The organism is Corynebacterium lizhenjunii (assembly GCF_011038655.2).
GTDB lineage: Bacteria > Actinomycetota > Actinomycetes > Mycobacteriales > Mycobacteriaceae > Corynebacterium > Corynebacterium lizhenjunii.
In genome coordinates this window covers 1,223,468-1,237,548 of the sequence record NZ_CP064954.1, presented here as the reverse complement: position 1 = coordinate 1,237,548, position 14,081 = coordinate 1,223,468, and the positions used below count along the sequence as shown (strand labels likewise).

Below are 14,081 nucleotides of genomic sequence, written 5' to 3'. Positions count from 1 at the left end.
CTCACGCAACTTGGGGTGCTCGCGACTTCCCGTCGCGGGCTGAGATGACACCCATGGAACCTGCACTCAGTTAACACTAGCGAAGGGAAACAGTTGTGGATACTTCGGCGATCCCACCCAATGGGCACCGCGGCTCTAGCGCGGCACCACAATCACACGCCTCCGAATTCAACCGCGAGGCCCTCATCAACGCCATTGACACCATGCGCGCCCACAGACCCCTGGTCCAATGCCTGACCAACAATGTGGTCAGCAACTTCAGCGCCAATTTTTTGCTGGCAGCAGGGGCAACTCCAACCATGTGCGATACCCCGCAAGAATCCCGTGCACAGGCCCAGAGCGCTTCCGGCGTGCTGATCAACCTGGGCACTCCGACTCAAGAGCGCTACGAAGGCATGCGGGAAGCCATTGCAGGCGCCAACCAGGCAGGCACCCCGTGGGTGCTTGACCCTGTGGCGGCCGGTGTCCTCGAGCACCGCACCAGCTTCATGCGGGAAGTCCTCCCTCACCGTCCGGCTGCCATCCGTGGCAATGCCTCGGAGATCCTTGCCTTGGCAGGCACCGGCAGTGGTGGGCGCGGCGTAGATGCTACCGATGCCGTCGATACCGCCTTGGCAGCCGCCGTGCAACTCAGCAGCACCTATGGCTCCGTGGTGGCCATCTCCGGCCCGGAGGATGTGATCGTATCCGGCAACACCACCATTCGGCTGTGCTGTGGGCACCCCCTGCTACCGCTGGTAGTGGGCACTGGTTGCGCCTTGGGCGCGCTGACCGCTGCTTACTTGGGGGCCGTGAAGGACCCCCTGGTGGCAGTGACCGCGGCACACGCCCACCAGGGCGCGGCAGGGCAGGCAGCCGCCCGCACCGCCAGCGCACCCGGCAGCTTTGCTGTGGCTTTGATCGACGCACTCTATGACTTGAGCGCCGCAGAGATCGCTGACCTAGTCTCTTGGGAGGTCTCCACCCATGCACACTAATGCGAATGACATCGACTGGTCCCTCTACCTGGTCACCGACCCGTGCGCGGGCGCTGACCTGGTAGACATCGTCCTGGCCGCGGTCTCAGGCGGGGTTAGCGTGGTACAGCTGCGCGACAAGTATGCCAGCGACGCGGAAGTCTTAGCCCAAGGCCGCGACCTGTTGGCCGCCCTGCCGCCTCACGTGCCGTTGTTCATTGATGATCGCGTCGCCGTAGCCGCCGAGCTGGGCTGCCACGTCCACGTCGGCCCCACCGATACCCCGGTGGCCCAGGCCCGCGCACTCCTGGCGCCGGGCAGCATGGTGGGGCTTTCTGTCAAGAACCGCACGCAGCTCGACGCCGTGGCACAACTGCCAGTGGACTCGCCCGCCCGCCCGGACGTCATTGGTATTGGCCCGGTGTATGACACCACCACGAAGGTCGAATCCCCACCGGGCATGGGTGTTGACGCTGCCGCAGCATTAGGCGCGGCCGCGGCCGCTGCTGGTCTGCCCGCCGTGGCTATCGGCGGCATTAAGCCTGACAACGCCGCCCCGCTGGCCAGCACCCACTTCCGGGGCATCTGCACGGTCAGCGCAATTATGCAGTCCCCTGATCCCGCCGCCACCGCACGCCACTTCCTGAAGGTCCTCCACCATGACGTATAACATTCCCCGTATCTTGACCATCGCCGGTTCGGATTGCTCCGGCGGCGCCGGCATCCAGGCCGACCTCAAATCCATCCTCGCCGCCGGCGGCTATGGCATGAGTGCACTCACTGCACTGACGGCCCAAAACACCACCGGCGTGCAGTCCGTGCACGTGCCGCCGCAGGAGTTCCTGCGCGCCCAGCTGGAATCGATTGCCAGCGATGTATCCATCGACGCCGTCAAAATTGGCATGCTGGCCAACGCGGAGATCTGCGCCGTGGTTGCAGATTTCCTGGCCCACCTACCCACCCACACCCCGGTGGTCCTAGACCCCGTCATGGTGGCTACCAGCGGGGATGAGCTGCTAGACGCCTCTGCCCAAGACGCCCTGCGCAGCTTGTGCCCGCGGGCCACCGTCATTACCCCTAACCTCAAGGAGTTGGCGGTGCTCACCGGCCAGCCAGAACCCGGCGACTTCGACACCGCCGTCACGCTGGCCACAAAGTGGGCCCAATCCACCAACGTCGCCGTCGTGGTCAAGGGCGGCCACTTAACCGGCCCGCAAGCAGACAACGCCTGGGTGAGCCCCACCGGCGAGGTCCACCGCGTCGCCTCCCCGCGCGTAGACACCCCGCACACCCACGGCACCGGCTGTTCCCTCTCTGCTGCCCTGGCCACCCGTCTGGCCCACGGCGAGGCCGGCCCCCAAGCCCTGCACTGGGCCACCCGCTGGCTCAACGAGGCCATCGCCCATGCCGCCGAACTCCACGTGGGCAACTCCCCACAATCGCACGGCCCGGTCAACCACAACTACCGCCTGGCTCACCAGGCTGCATTGTGCGACAGCACCTATGACCCCGCCGCACCCGCCCCAGCTACCCCCACCCCAGATCCCGTGGTCTCCGCCGCTGGTCCGCACACCCAAGCCTTGTGGGAGGCAGCCGCCCAGCACTGGCTAGACATCTGCGGGCTGGACTTCATCCGCGGGCTTGCAGCGGGAACTGTGCCCAAGGAAGACTTTGACTTCTATTTAGCCCAGGACGCGCTCTACCTCAACTCCTACGCCGTGGCCCTATCCGGGGTGGCCCAGCGCGACGGGGTTGCAGCACATGAGGCGGCGTTTTGGCAGGCCTCTTCCGTGGAATGCGTCGAGGAGGAGGCCTCCCTACACCGCAATTGGTTAGGCAGCCGCCCTACCCTTGCACCCTCCCGCGTGACCAGGGCCTACACGGATTTCCTGGTGGCCACCACGCACACGGACACCTATGCGGTTGCCGCCGCCGCAGTGCTGCCCTGCTTCTGGCTCTACGCTGCGGTGGGCAAGTTGCTTGCCGATGCCAACCACCCCAACCACCCCTACACCGCCTGGCTTTCTGTCTACGGCGGCGAGGACTTCCTAGACAGCACCCGCCAAGCCATCGAACTGGTGGAACATGCCCTCGAGTCTGCCGATACCCCCACCAGGCGCCGTGCCCAGGATGCCTTCTGCTTGGCCTCGCGCCATGAGGTGGACTTTTTCGACCAGGCCAGCCGCAGGTACGGTACGGGTGGCGCGGAGGTGCGGTAGAGGGGGGCATCGGCAAGCACTAGCCCAGCAGGTCGGCGCCAGGCCTGCTGAGGACTACCACCAAGAAGGTAGAGTTGGGCCCAAAGGGACGCAAGTCCCAGGAGGAAAACTGGGCATCCACCCGGAAGCCTTCCTCCTGGGCTAACTGAAGCAAATCTGCAAACTCCCATCCCCGGCCAGCCCCCAGCCCGACTACAAAACGCCCGCCCGGGGCCAAGGCGTTAAACACATTGCGAAACGCCGCGCCCCGGCCCTGCGGATCCAAAAAGCCCACCACATTCCCGGCAGCCACCGCAAGATCAAATGCGCGTTCCTCGATGGCATCGGTGCTCAAGTCCCCCACAATCCACGTCGCCTCCGGGTGATCGTGGCGAGCATGCTCAATCAAAATCGGATCGACGTCAATACCAATGACAGTATGGCCCAGCTGGTGCAAACGCCCACCCAGACGTCCCGAACCGCACCCAGCGTCCAAGATTTTAGAGCCGCGCTCTGCCATGGCGTCTATCAGCCGGGACTCGCCGTGGATGTCTTGGCCTTGGGCCTCTAACATCTTCCATTTACGCGCGAAGTTGTGCGAGTGCGCGGGGTTAGCGGCGGTGACTTCTTTCCAGGTAGGCATGCGTCATAGTATAGGCGGGGCGTGGGCCTAGCGCTGGAATTACTATGCTCCGGACCTTTTGGGTCTACTATTAACCCGGTTCGGCACAACGCCGGATGCTGATGCCGGTTTTCTTGCCGACCATGACTGTCGATTATTACTGCGCCCCAGGGAGGTCCATGATGGCGGGAGTACCATCTCCGTTCAAGTCGCGTAAGCCGAAGGCGCCCTCCCCGCTGCCGTCACGGGTGCGGGTGCCAGTAGAGCGCGCCATTGAACACTGCCGCGTCTTTGTCGACGGCGTGGCGTTGCCCGGTGAGTACACCCCAGCCGCCGCCCAGCAGGCGCTGCGCGAATACGGGCGCGGGTTTGTGTGGGTCGGTCTGCATGAGCCAGACGAGCACCAGATGACCACGGTGGCGGAGGAGTTTCGTATCCACGAGCTGATTGTGGAAGATGCCGTCCAGGCACATCAACGGCCCAAGCTAGAACGCTATGATGACCAACTTTTTGTTGTGGCTCGTTCTGTCAACTATCGCGACCATGATGAAGTCGATGACAAACGCCAAATCATCTCCACCGGTGAAGTGCAGATGATCGTGGGCGGGGACTTCCTCATTACCGTGCGCCACCGGGCCAAGCTACCCAACCTGGCATATACCATTGGCGAGGACCAAGAACTAGTGGAGCTAGGTCCTGTGGCCATGGCCTGGAAGGTGCTGGACATGCTGGTGGACCGTTACGGGGAAATTGCGAAGCTCCTGGCCATTGAGGTCGATGATCTGGAGGAAATGATTTTTACCCCAGACTCGCAGTTCGATATCGACCGTATCTACATGTTCAAGCGCGAAGTGCTAGAGATGAAGCATGCTATTGCCCCGCTCTCAGATGCACTATCGGCGATGATTAACAACCACAAGGACTTGATTTCGAAGCAGATCCGCTCCTACTTGCGTGACGTCAATGACCATGAGCTGGTGGTCAAGGACCAAGTCAAGCACTTCGATGAGCGTTTAACCTCGCTTATTGATGCCTCCGTGGCCAAGGTTTCCCTGCAGCAAAACAAGGACATGCGCACCATCTCCGCTGTCGTGGGCATGTGGGCAGCCCCGACCCTGGTGGCGGGCATTTATGGCATGAACTTCGACATCATGCCGGAGCTGCATTGGGCGTTTGGCTATCCCTTCGCCATCCTAATTATGGTGGCCGTGGTGGGCGGGCTGTGGCTGTGGTTCCGAAAGAACCATTGGCTCTAGCGTGACTACCCACTGAACCCCCGGGACGTCGGGCACTTCGGGGGTCCGGGGTAAACACCTGCGTTGCCTAGGACTCTGGCGCTGCCACGATGGTACGCAGCACCGACGTGGCCACTAGCGTTTCCTCCTGGAACATGTCCACCACCCACAGCTGTGTGCGCCGACCCACCTGCGTGGGACGTGCCACGCCCTTGATCGTCCCGGAGCGTACCGGTTTGATGAAGTTGGTGTTGTTATTGACGCCCATCACCGCACCGCCAGCGGCTACTATCCCAGCGATGGATCCCAGAGACTCCGCTATCGAAGCATAAACCCCGCCGTTAGCTATGCCCCACGGTTGGTGATGCCCCGGTCCCACCTCAAGTTCCCCGCGTACTTCTCCATTGCTGATGTGGGTATAGCGCAGCCCCAAGGTGGCATCGAAGCCTCGGTTCGCCTGGTTGAGTATTTCCAATTCTTCCGGGGTCAGGGCCCTTTCCCGAGCAGTGGCCATGATCGTCTGCAAGTTCTGAAAATCCTGGTTCATGCGATTAGAGTGTAGCGGCTTTCTCTGCCGCATGGCCCGAGTCACACCAGAACTCCACGTACCTCACGATGCCGCAGTGCGCAAGCCGGATTTCCTCGAAGCTCCGTTTTGTGCGCGGAGTACTTTCCGCCAATGGCGATGCCGTCACCGCGCCAACCGCCTCCCCACCACCGCTGAGCTTTTTGCACCGGCAGTCATGCTTCACCGCGCCACTGGCCACACGCTTCGCTTCCGTTCGCCGCCACCAACCAACCCAAAAAGTAGTCCATTCCCGACAACCGTAGCCAAAATCTCCATGGCGGGTGAGCGCTTCTTTGGCAGTAACAAGTCACATCAGTTCCCGCAGCCGCGCCCCACCTCCGGTGCGAACTTGGCGAACCCCGCGCGCGCCGAAGTCCCGCCCACGCAAGTGCGTTTTAGCGGTGCTTTGGGTGATCCTGGCGTGCCGGATTTGCCGACTGGGGGTCGGTCTATTCCCGCTGTGGTGGGCTTGGTGGTGGTGGGTCGGGGTGTGCGGGGCTGGGGATATACCACGGTGGCCCGCCCCAGGGTGGGAACCAGACAATACGTCCGTTGAGACGCTCGATGATGCCTCTGCCTGTGGGTTTGGTGGGGTCATCGTCGTTGGTGCCGTTGTGGTACTTGCACAGTGGCACTAAATTAGACGGTTCTGTTTGTCCGTTGTCTTTGTGGCGGCGGATGTGGTGGATCTGGGATTCTTCGGCAGGTTTGTTACATCCGGGCCAGGCGCAGGTGGGGTGTTCTGCCCATGCCATAAGGCGTTGCTTGTAAGAAGCAGAGCGAGCCGTGTAGAGATTGACCGGGCCAGCAAAGGGGTGGACGAGGGTGATAAGCCCAATATCAGCTAGTTTGCGGGCTACGAGTTGGGCACCAGTCATGCGTGCGCCGTTGGTGAGCTCTACGGTGATTTCTTCGCCGTCGCCGTGGATGATTTTGTCGAGGTCTTCAAGGCGGATGATGACGTTAGTGCGTACCTGGGGCCTTGCGGCATGCGGGACGGATTCGTCGTTGTCGTCTGCGCCGAAGAAGATGGTGTGGGCAGCATCAACCAACTCCACCGGACTCGGCCGATAAGGCCTGCCCGCAACCCGACCACTGTCGCCATCGTTGCCACCGTCATGGTGGTCAGCGTGAAGGTGGTCCGTGGTGTTGCTGCCGTCGTTCTGATCGGCGGTGTTGCTGCTGCTAAGGTCAGCGTTGGTCTGGCTGCCCGTGGTGTCGGGTTCTGCGCCATTGTGGCCGGGGTCGGCGTTGTTGTCCAGGCCGGGGAGGGACTCTTCCGCTGCGGCTTGGGCCTCTGCTGCTGCTTGGGCTTGGGCGGTGAGGACTCCGTACATGTCGGCTACAGCTTGTGGGGTGTCTGTAATGGACATGGTGTGGTTGCCGTTGGCCCGGCGTGTCATGCGCACGCCGCGCTCGGGGTTGGATTGTTTGGAAGGCCCGCGGAAGTCTGCGGCGGCGGTGTCGTGTTCTTGCCAGGGCAGTGAGCACAGTAGGAGGCGTAGTTCCCAGCGGCGGTCTTTGCTTACGCGGCTGACGTGTTCTTCGATGCGGGTGAGGGTGCGTAGGCTGTGGCCTTGGGTGGTGGCAAAGTCACGGGCAGCGGCTTGGGCGGTAGCAAGGCTTTTGGCCTGGGCTTGGGCTGTGGCCTGGGCTTTGGCCGCGGCACGGTCACGGGCTTCGGACTGGGCAGAACGGTTGCGGGCCTGGGCTTTGGAGGAACGGTTGCGGGAGGAGGGGGCATCAGCAGGCTCGAAGTAGACCTGGACCAAGTGGGCAAACTCTGCGGCAGTAGTACCGTCAGCACCCATGGCCAGGAAGTCCTCGGCGCTCATGCCAGCGCACTCGGCGACTAAGTGGATGCCCCGAGACTGGATAGTAAAGAAATCCCCCGCGTACATGGTGCAGAGTGTACTACCCCGCCAACCACCTGTAAAGTGATTCGCGACACTTCCTGGGGGTGGCTGGCGGACGGGTTTGAGCTGACTAAGTGGACGTTGGCGGCACACAGTAGGATAGGCCGCATGACTCAACCACACGCTACCGCCTCAATTGGTGTTGTCGGCCTTGCTGTTATGGGCTCCAACCTGGCCCGCAATTTCGCCCGCAACGGCAACACCGTCGCAGTGTACAACCGCAGCCCGGAAAAGACTCGCGCACTCGTCGCTGAGCATGGCAACGAGGGAGATTTTGTCCCGGCAGAGAGCATCGAGGATTTCGTGGCCTCCCTGGAGCGCCCGCGCAAGGCAATCATCATGGTGCAGGCAGGTGCTGCGACGGATGCTGTTATAGAGCAGCTATGTGAAGCCATGGATGAAGGTGACATCATTATTGACGGCGGCAACGCGCTCTACACCGACACTATCCGTCGCGAGAAGGAAGTCGCTGCCCGCGGCCGCCACTTCGTAGGCGCTGGGATCTCCGGTGGCGAGGAGGGTGCGCTCAATGGCCCGTCTATCATGCCCGGCGGCCCGGTGGAATCTTGGGAGACCCTCGGCCCTATCTTGGAGTCGATTGCCGCAGTGGTGGACGGAACTCCGTGCGTGACGCACATTGGTCCCGATGGTGCCGGCCACTTTGTCAAGATGGTCCACAACGGCATTGAATACGCAGACATGCAGGTCATCGGCGAGGCTTACCAGCTGCTGCGTTACGGCGCGGGCATGGAGCCGGCGGAAATCGCTGAAGTCTTCCGCGAGTGGAACAGCGGGGACCTGGACTCCTACCTCATTGAGATCACCGCAGAGGTCCTGGCGCAGGTCGATCCGGCGACGGGAAGCCCGCTGGTTGATGTGATTGTCGACGCTGCCGGGCAAAAGGGCACCGGCCGCTGGACTGCCATCAACGGCCTCGAGCTCGGTGTGCCCGTTACCGGTATTGCAGAGTCCGTTTTCGCCCGTGCGCTTTCTTCCGCCACGCAGCAGCGCGCCGCCGCCCGCGAGGGCAACCTGCCGGCCGGAACCCTTGCGGCCGATATTGCTGCACTGGGTATCGACCGGGCGGTCTTCATTGAGGATGTTCGCCGCGCCCTCTACGCCGCCAAGCTCATCGCCTACTCCCAAGGCTTCGATGAGATCAAGGCTGGCTCCGAGGAACACAACTGGAACGTGGATCCACGCGATTTGGCCACCATTTGGCGCGGCGGCTGTATCATCCGCGCGAAGTTCCTCGACCGCATCCGTGAGGCCTACGACACCAACCCAGAGCTGCCCGCGCTGATCCTGGATCCTTACTTCAAGTCAGAGCTGTCCCAGCTCATTGATCCGTGGCGGCGGGTTATTGTCGCAGCCACCCAGTTGGGTCTGCCAGTTCCGGTGTTTGCGTCTTCACTGTCTTACTACGACTCGTTGCGCGCTGAGCGCCTGCCCGCAGCGCTCGTGCAGGGCCAACGCGATTTCTTCGGCGCCCACACGTTCAAGCGCACCGACCGCCCCGGAACCTTCCATATCGAGTGGTCCACCGACCGCTCGCTGACCCAAACGGACGCCTAGCCTCCACCATGCCCACCGCCACCGCCTCCAAGAGCTCGTTTACCTGGTTAGCCGTCACTGGCGTTGTCAGCCTAGCTATTTTGTCGCTGATTGCAGAAAGCAGCGCGCTCACCTTTGGCGGTGCGGTCTTGGCCCTAGTGGGCATCATGCTCACTCCGCTAGTTGCTTTCTACCCGGTGTGGGGAGCCACCGCTTACGTGGGCCTGCTGGGCCTGGGCTGCTGGCACACAGAATGGCGCTCACTGCTGCTATTGGTGTGGTCTTTTATGGTCGTAGGCATTTTGTCCTACCGGCGCGGCTGGGTCTGGGCCACTATTTACGGTGTGGTCATGATGGTGCTGTCCATGCTTGATCCGCATCGCAACGGTGAAGCCACGTTCGCCCCACTTCCAGCGCTGTTCCTAGGCAGTCTCTATGTGGTATCGACAATTGTGGGGATGTCCGTGCGGCGTTCAGCGGCAGAAAAGCGGGCTCTCAAGGCCCAGGCGCAACGCCAACGCCAGGCCCTGGCTACCGCCTTGCATGACTCGGTAGCGGCGACGCTGACTTCCGTGGTCATGCGCTCGGAGGCCCTGGCATTACGCTCCGGTGGTGAAGGCTCCGTGGCAGACAACGCCACCGCGATTGCAGAAGACGCCCGCCAAGCCATGGGCGAAGTCCGCGAGTTGTTGCGAGTGATGAAGGACGAAAACCATCAGCTCCGGCCATCCGGAGAGTTCTACCTACCCCAGGAAATCTACGCAGTCGGGACTGGATTAGAGGAGCTGGGCGCCTACTTGCGCAGCCACGGCTTTGTGTGTACTCCCCGGCTTTCTTTGTCCCCGAAGCTCGCTGCCCGGGCGGTGCCTACAGACATTGGACAGATCTTTACCGAACTCGCAGCTAACCTGATCAAATACGCGCAGCCGCACAGCACCATTGGGCTGATGGCGATTGAGCGCGAAGACACGATCCACATTGAGTTGCGCTCAACCACCGCCTCCGCCCAGCCCCCGCGCTACCTCAGCACAGAAATTGGCTTGGAGGACATAGCCAAGCGCATTGCACACGTGGGTGGAAGCTACCAGGGTGGACCCCAGGGCAAGATGTGGGTGACTCGCATCCAGCTTCCCCACTCTGCGCTGCGCCGGGGCCGTTAAGCCGCAGGAATTACGCCGCAGGCATTCAGCCACAAGCACCCAACATAGTAGGATATAACCCACACAGTAATTCGCCCACATAGGAAGGTTCCCACATGCGTTCTGTTCGCGCTTTGGCATCCGTGGCCCTGGCTTCTGCTGCCTTGGTCATTGCGTCCCCGGCAGCTGTAGCTTCTGCCACCCCCGCGCACTCTAGCGTTGGGTTCGTTCCCTACAAGTCCTACATTGAGCAGTACACGGATCTGGTTCGCTGCGATCTCTACCCCACCCGCTGGTGGTGCCACTAGAGTCTCGCCAGGCATGCCGCGCCCATGAGCATTAACGTTTTCATCGTTGACGATGACCCCCTGGTTCGTTCCTCTTTGCGCCTCTATTTTGAGACCACCGAGGACATCCGGGTCGTCGCCGAGGCCAGTAATGGCACCGAGTGCCTGCGTATGCTCGATTCGGTGCCTGCGGATCTCATCCTCGCTGATATCCACATGCCGGGCATGGACGGCATAACCTTGCTGCAGAACCTCAAGACTCTGCAGCACCCTCCCGTGTTTTTGGCTGTGACGTCCTTTGATTCAGATGACACGATGGTCAAGATTCTCAAGGAGGGCGGAGCTGGCTATATTTTGAAGAATCAGCGCCCGCAGTCCATTATTGACGCGGTGCGCGAAGCCGTTCACGGCGGCACCGTGGTGGCTCCGATGGCGATGAATCGCCTGGTAGATTACATTGGCAATCAGCCCCAGCGTGACCCGGTGGCCGCGGCGATTGCCTCCCACGATCTCAGCGAGGGCGAGATCAACGTCTTGCGTCTGCTGGCCCAGGGCAATTCTAATTCCGACATCGCGCAGGCTTTAGGCTACGCGGAGTCAACGGTCAAGAAATACGTCTCCCAGCTCATCGTGACGTTCGGCGCCAGCTCCCGGCTTAACTTGGTGGCCAAAATCCTTGGCGGTGCTGGCTCTTAGCTTGCCGATGCCCCCTTTCCTCCCCGTCCCTGCCTACCGCAGCAGCAAAGCCCCGGAAAGCGTCGAGCTTCCGGGGCTTTGGCACGCCGCATGTTGGGCTGAGCCGCGCGGGGCTGGCAGAACTCTGAGTTAGGGGCAGCTAGCCGAAGACGGGGGCATCGGCAAGCTGAAGTTCAGAGTAGCGGGACTGGGGCGCGCTGATGGAATAGGGCCTGCCGGTGCGGACCCATTCCTGGTCGGTGCTGCAGGTGACGTCTTGACCGGAGGCATCCAACATCATAAAACCCCACACCAGCTTGCCTTGCTCACCAGATTCGAGTGTGTAAGGACCCACGGTCTGGCCAATGGACCAATGCACCTGGTGGACATAGTGGAAGCCATAGGTGCTGCTGAGGTACTTTTCCACCTCCCCCTTCGGGGTGGCCTTGCCCCAAACCTGTGTGGTCTGGGTGCGGGTGTCTTTGACGGTGTGCTTGACCGGAACGGCGTGGTCATTGCGGTTGGCCACGCTGGTGGCATCGGTCTGCTTGAACCACAGCCGTTGTGCCTCCACGTACATGCCCCGCGCCCCTGGCGTGGAGCAATAGGTGCCGGGCTGGTAGTCGTCATTCCAGCGTTGCGGCAGGCGGTAGGCGGCGGCGCTGTCAACGGCGGTGGCTGCACCGCTTCCGCCCACGAGGGCGGCAGTAGCGGTGATGGCGATGGCGGCGGCGCGCACCATGGGCTTGACACGCATCATCTTGTGCTCCTTTGCTCCTGGCCGAGGCCGGTTTTGCCTGTAAGTGGGATTAGTTGAACTGAATGTTGTCGCGGGCAGAGACCTCCACGTGGCGTTCTGCCGGCAAGGTGGCGGTAAACGTCTGGCCAGTGCCCTGCCAGGTGCCGTCTTGGCCGCAGACGGTCTTTTCGCCGCGGAAGTCAGAGACCACCCAGCCCGCGCGCATCACAGCGGTTTTGCCTGGGGCCAGCGGGTATGGGCCCACGGTGTCGCCCACCTGGTAGGACTGGGTGTCGGTGTAGCTGGCGCCGAAGCTGACGTTGACCAGCTTGACTATGTCGAAGTTAATGCTGGCGGAAATGTTCCACGTCTTGGTCTTGGTCTCTGTGATGGTGCGGGTAATGGGCAGTGGCTCACTGTTGTAGTTGGCGATGGTCCACGCGCCGGCAGAGCCGTCGAAGTAGGTGCGCACGCGCTCGACGGTCTGGCCGGTATCGCCTGGATTAGCGCAGGCCGCGCCAATGGTGGTGGGGTTGGCCGGGCCGAAATTGCGGGTGGGCAACGCGGTGGCCGGTGCGGCCACCAACGCGCTCATGGCGGCACAAGCAACCACGGAAGCCGAAACCCGGCGGGACATGCGACGAATGGACATGGGAGTTCTCCTTCGAGGATCAAACTAGATGAATTGGGGGCAAGCGGTTGGTCTAGTACCGCGCCTGGGTGGGAACGGGCAGCTCACGCCAATCCGGTGGGGTCACGTCCACCACGCGTTTGGTGCCGTCTGGGGCAGTGATGGTTGCCTCCGCCCAAAATCCCGTGGGTGCCGATGCCTGCGGCAAGCGGTGAATCATGCTGTAGGTACCGTCGCGCCCGCAACGTAGCTCGCTATAGTTCACCCGCAACATGGTGGTGCCATACTCGACGCGCACCCGCTCCCCTGGCTTGAGCGCAATGGGCTCCAGCGGGGTGCCCACGGGCATGTAGGCGCGGTGGACGGCATCGATAGACTCCAGCCACCCCTGTGGCAGGCGGCCGAAGTTGCCCATCCACGTCATATTGCCGTTGAACTTGGCGCCCACAACATGGTCGGTAACACCCCGGTAGGTGTAGTCAGCGTCCGTCCAGTTGAGGAAATCTTGCGAGTAGCCGGGCTTGCGGAAGGTCGGCGCCACGCCCTCAATGCTGTGTGGGTGCCACTGCCTATCCTGCGGGCGACAAGCCTGGCCCTGCTCCGGCCACTGCTGGCGATCAAGCTCCACGCGCGGCGCTATGGAGTAATCGACCTTCTCATCTGCAATCTTTTCCAAGCTGGGGCCGGACATGGTGGTATAACCGCCATCGAGCACCCGGCTGTTGGCCCCCGGTGCACGCGCCGGGATCTCCAAGGCCTGGTCATCTACTGATCCATCCGCCCGGATGATGTACGCCCACGCATAACGCTCCGCAGGACCTGTACCCCGGATCACGTCCGCGCCGGCGTTATTGCCAAAGAACCCATCGCGACACTCCACCATCATGGAGACAAAGTCTTTTTCCACCGTGCCGTACTCCACACGGAAAGACTCGCCCGGGCCCAGCTCAATCGGGCCAATGGTTTCGCCTTCAATCCAGCCGTTAGACAATGTCAGCCCAATGTCAGACTTCGCGGTGGTGTTCCAATTCGACGGCAGCTTCGCAGCCGAATTGGCCTCAATCTTGTGGTTCGTCCCCGACTCGATGGTGGCGCTATAGTTCACCTTCTGCTGGGTGGTATTAGTAAATTGCACCGTGCCATCAGACAGGTAGCGACGGGCGGTCTCCCCGTAGCGCCAATCCGGGTAGCCCTCCGCGTGGGCCTGCGCGGGATCGCACTCCTGGTACATCCTGTCAATGGGAAAACCCTGCGGGATTCCTGGAATCGCCGCCCGTGCCGGGATCGGGGCTAGCCCCACGCCGGCGACCGGAACGGCCAGCAATGCTGCGGCCACTGTGGCAACAACACGCCGGGCGCCGCCGGTGTTCGTGCGAAACATACGCATATTGTCCTTATCCCTTTAACTCTTATTCATTTGCCTCACACCTGCACCGTGTGAGCGTGTGCACATCACACGCTAGGCCGCTACACAGGCAACAGCAAGCTTGCCGCGCCTAGAGGATACTTTGGTGGATCGGAGGGCTAACCTGGGCCTTTAGGGGGCATCGGCAGCGTAGGT

At 62.0% G+C, this 14,081-nt stretch carries 12 protein-coding genes and 1 pseudogene; 7 read left to right on the top strand and 6 right to left on the bottom strand.

The genetic code is table 11. The features are described 5' to 3' along the window. The first annotated feature begins 185 nt into the window (after positions 1–185). Entirely contained in the window at positions 186–977 is a 792-nt protein-coding gene (thiM, locus tag G7Y31_RS05730) for a hydroxyethylthiazole kinase (protein WP_280527304.1), read from the top strand. Further along, a pseudogene (locus G7Y31_RS05725) lies at positions 967–3,175 on the top strand (bifunctional hydroxymethylpyrimidine kinase/phosphomethylpyrimidine kinase). Before thiM ends, G7Y31_RS05725 begins: the two are co-directional and overlap by 11 nt. 19 nt (positions 3,176–3,194) lie before the next feature. On the opposite strand, the gene G7Y31_RS05720 reads toward G7Y31_RS05725, so the two are convergent. After that, positions 3,195–3,797: a class I SAM-dependent methyltransferase gene (locus G7Y31_RS05720; RefSeq protein ID WP_165008015.1), complete on the bottom strand. Its 603-nt coding sequence runs from the start codon at positions 3,795–3,797 to the stop codon at positions 3,195–3,197. A 161-nt stretch (positions 3,798–3,958) separates the two neighbouring features. On the opposite strand from G7Y31_RS05720, the gene corA reads away from it, so the two are divergent. Continuing rightward, positions 3,959–5,032 (top strand): magnesium/cobalt transporter CorA, encoded by a 1,074-nt coding sequence (gene corA / locus G7Y31_RS05715; RefSeq protein ID WP_165008013.1) that lies wholly within the window; start codon positions 3,959–3,961, stop codon positions 5,030–5,032. Positions 5,033–5,099: 67 nt separating this feature from the next. Here corA and G7Y31_RS05710 read toward each other — a convergent pair whose 3' ends face one another. Further along, the gene (locus tag G7Y31_RS05710) at positions 5,100–5,558 is read right to left on the bottom strand and encodes a PaaI family thioesterase (protein ID WP_196823629.1); all 459 of its coding nucleotides are present in this window, start codon (positions 5,556–5,558) and stop codon (positions 5,100–5,102) included. A gap of 470 nt (positions 5,559–6,028) precedes the next feature. Next, complete coding sequence (locus tag G7Y31_RS05705; RefSeq protein WP_244977449.1) at positions 6,029–7,480, bottom strand: HNH endonuclease signature motif containing protein; 1,452 nt, start codon at positions 7,478–7,480, stop codon at positions 6,029–6,031. A gap of 123 nt (positions 7,481–7,603) precedes the next feature. On the opposite strand from G7Y31_RS05705, the gene gndA reads away from it, so the two are divergent. From gndA to G7Y31_RS05685, 4 genes are all read left to right on the top strand, one after another. Continuing rightward, the gene (gndA, locus tag G7Y31_RS05700) at positions 7,604–9,070 is read left to right on the top strand and encodes an NADP-dependent phosphogluconate dehydrogenase (RefSeq protein WP_165008012.1); all 1,467 of its coding nucleotides are present in this window, start codon (positions 7,604–7,606) and stop codon (positions 9,068–9,070) included. A gap of 8 nt (positions 9,071–9,078) precedes the next feature. Further along, positions 9,079–10,209, top strand: coding sequence for a sensor histidine kinase (locus G7Y31_RS05695; protein ID WP_165008010.1), 1,131 nt, complete (start codon positions 9,079–9,081; stop codon positions 10,207–10,209). 95 nt (positions 10,210–10,304) lie between these two features. After that, positions 10,305–10,496, top strand: coding sequence for a hypothetical protein (locus G7Y31_RS05690; protein WP_165008008.1), 192 nt, complete (start codon positions 10,305–10,307; stop codon positions 10,494–10,496). Between the two features lie 24 nt (positions 10,497–10,520). Beyond that, complete coding sequence (locus tag G7Y31_RS05685; RefSeq protein WP_165008006.1) at positions 10,521–11,171, top strand: response regulator; 651 nt, start codon at positions 10,521–10,523, stop codon at positions 11,169–11,171. A 139-nt stretch (positions 11,172–11,310) separates the two neighbouring features. Here the strand turns inward: G7Y31_RS05685 and G7Y31_RS05680 are convergent, their stop codons facing one another. Genes G7Y31_RS05680 through G7Y31_RS05670 form a run of 3 tightly spaced genes read right to left on the bottom strand, consistent with a single transcriptional unit; the run spans position 11,311 to position 13,907 of the window. Beyond that, entirely contained in the window at positions 11,311–11,910 is a 600-nt protein-coding gene (locus tag G7Y31_RS05680) for a hypothetical protein (protein WP_425321657.1), read from the bottom strand. Between the two features lie 49 nt (positions 11,911–11,959). Beyond that, positions 11,960–12,541 carry a hypothetical protein gene (locus G7Y31_RS05675; RefSeq protein ID WP_235923066.1) on the bottom strand — a complete coding sequence of 194 codons (582 nt, stop codon included), beginning with the start codon at positions 12,539–12,541 and terminating at the stop codon, positions 11,960–11,962. A gap of 52 nt (positions 12,542–12,593) precedes the next feature. Further along, a complete protein-coding gene (locus tag G7Y31_RS05670; RefSeq protein ID WP_165008004.1) occupies positions 12,594–13,907 on the bottom strand; it encodes a hypothetical protein in 1,314 nt (437 codons plus the stop codon). Between the last annotated feature and the right edge of the window lie 174 nt (positions 13,908–14,081).

What these genes read in the sequence shown, in the direction of transcription:
- G7Y31_RS05705 (WP_244977449.1), bottom strand. Translation starts at nt 7,480, where the DNA reads ATGTACGCGGGGGATTTCTTTACTATCCAGTCTCGGGGCATCCACTTA.
- G7Y31_RS05670 (WP_165008004.1), bottom strand. Translation starts at nt 13,907, where the DNA reads ATGCGTATGTTTCGCACGAACACCGGCGGCGCCCGGCGTGTTGTTGCC.
- G7Y31_RS05710 (WP_196823629.1), bottom strand. Translation starts at nt 5,558, where the DNA reads ATGAACCAGGATTTTCAGAACTTGCAGACGATCATGGCCACTGCTCGG.
- G7Y31_RS05720 (WP_165008015.1), bottom strand. Translation starts at nt 3,797, where the DNA reads ATGCCTACCTGGAAAGAAGTCACCGCCGCTAACCCCGCGCACTCGCAC.
- G7Y31_RS05680 (WP_425321657.1), bottom strand. Translation starts at nt 11,910, where the DNA reads ATGATGCGTGTCAAGCCCATGGTGCGCGCCGCCGCCATCGCCATCACC.
- gndA (WP_165008012.1), top strand. Translation starts at nt 7,604, where the DNA reads ATGACTCAACCACACGCTACCGCCTCAATTGGTGTTGTCGGCCTTGCT.
- G7Y31_RS05695 (WP_165008010.1), top strand. Translation starts at nt 9,079, where the DNA reads ATGCCCACCGCCACCGCCTCCAAGAGCTCGTTTACCTGGTTAGCCGTC.
- G7Y31_RS05675 (WP_235923066.1), bottom strand. Translation starts at nt 12,541, where the DNA reads ATGTCCATTCGTCGCATGTCCCGCCGGGTTTCGGCTTCCGTGGTTGCT.
- corA (WP_165008013.1), top strand. Translation starts at nt 3,959, where the DNA reads ATGGCGGGAGTACCATCTCCGTTCAAGTCGCGTAAGCCGAAGGCGCCC.
- G7Y31_RS05685 (WP_165008006.1), top strand. Translation starts at nt 10,521, where the DNA reads ATGAGCATTAACGTTTTCATCGTTGACGATGACCCCCTGGTTCGTTCC.
- G7Y31_RS05690 (WP_165008008.1), top strand. Translation starts at nt 10,305, where the DNA reads ATGCGTTCTGTTCGCGCTTTGGCATCCGTGGCCCTGGCTTCTGCTGCC.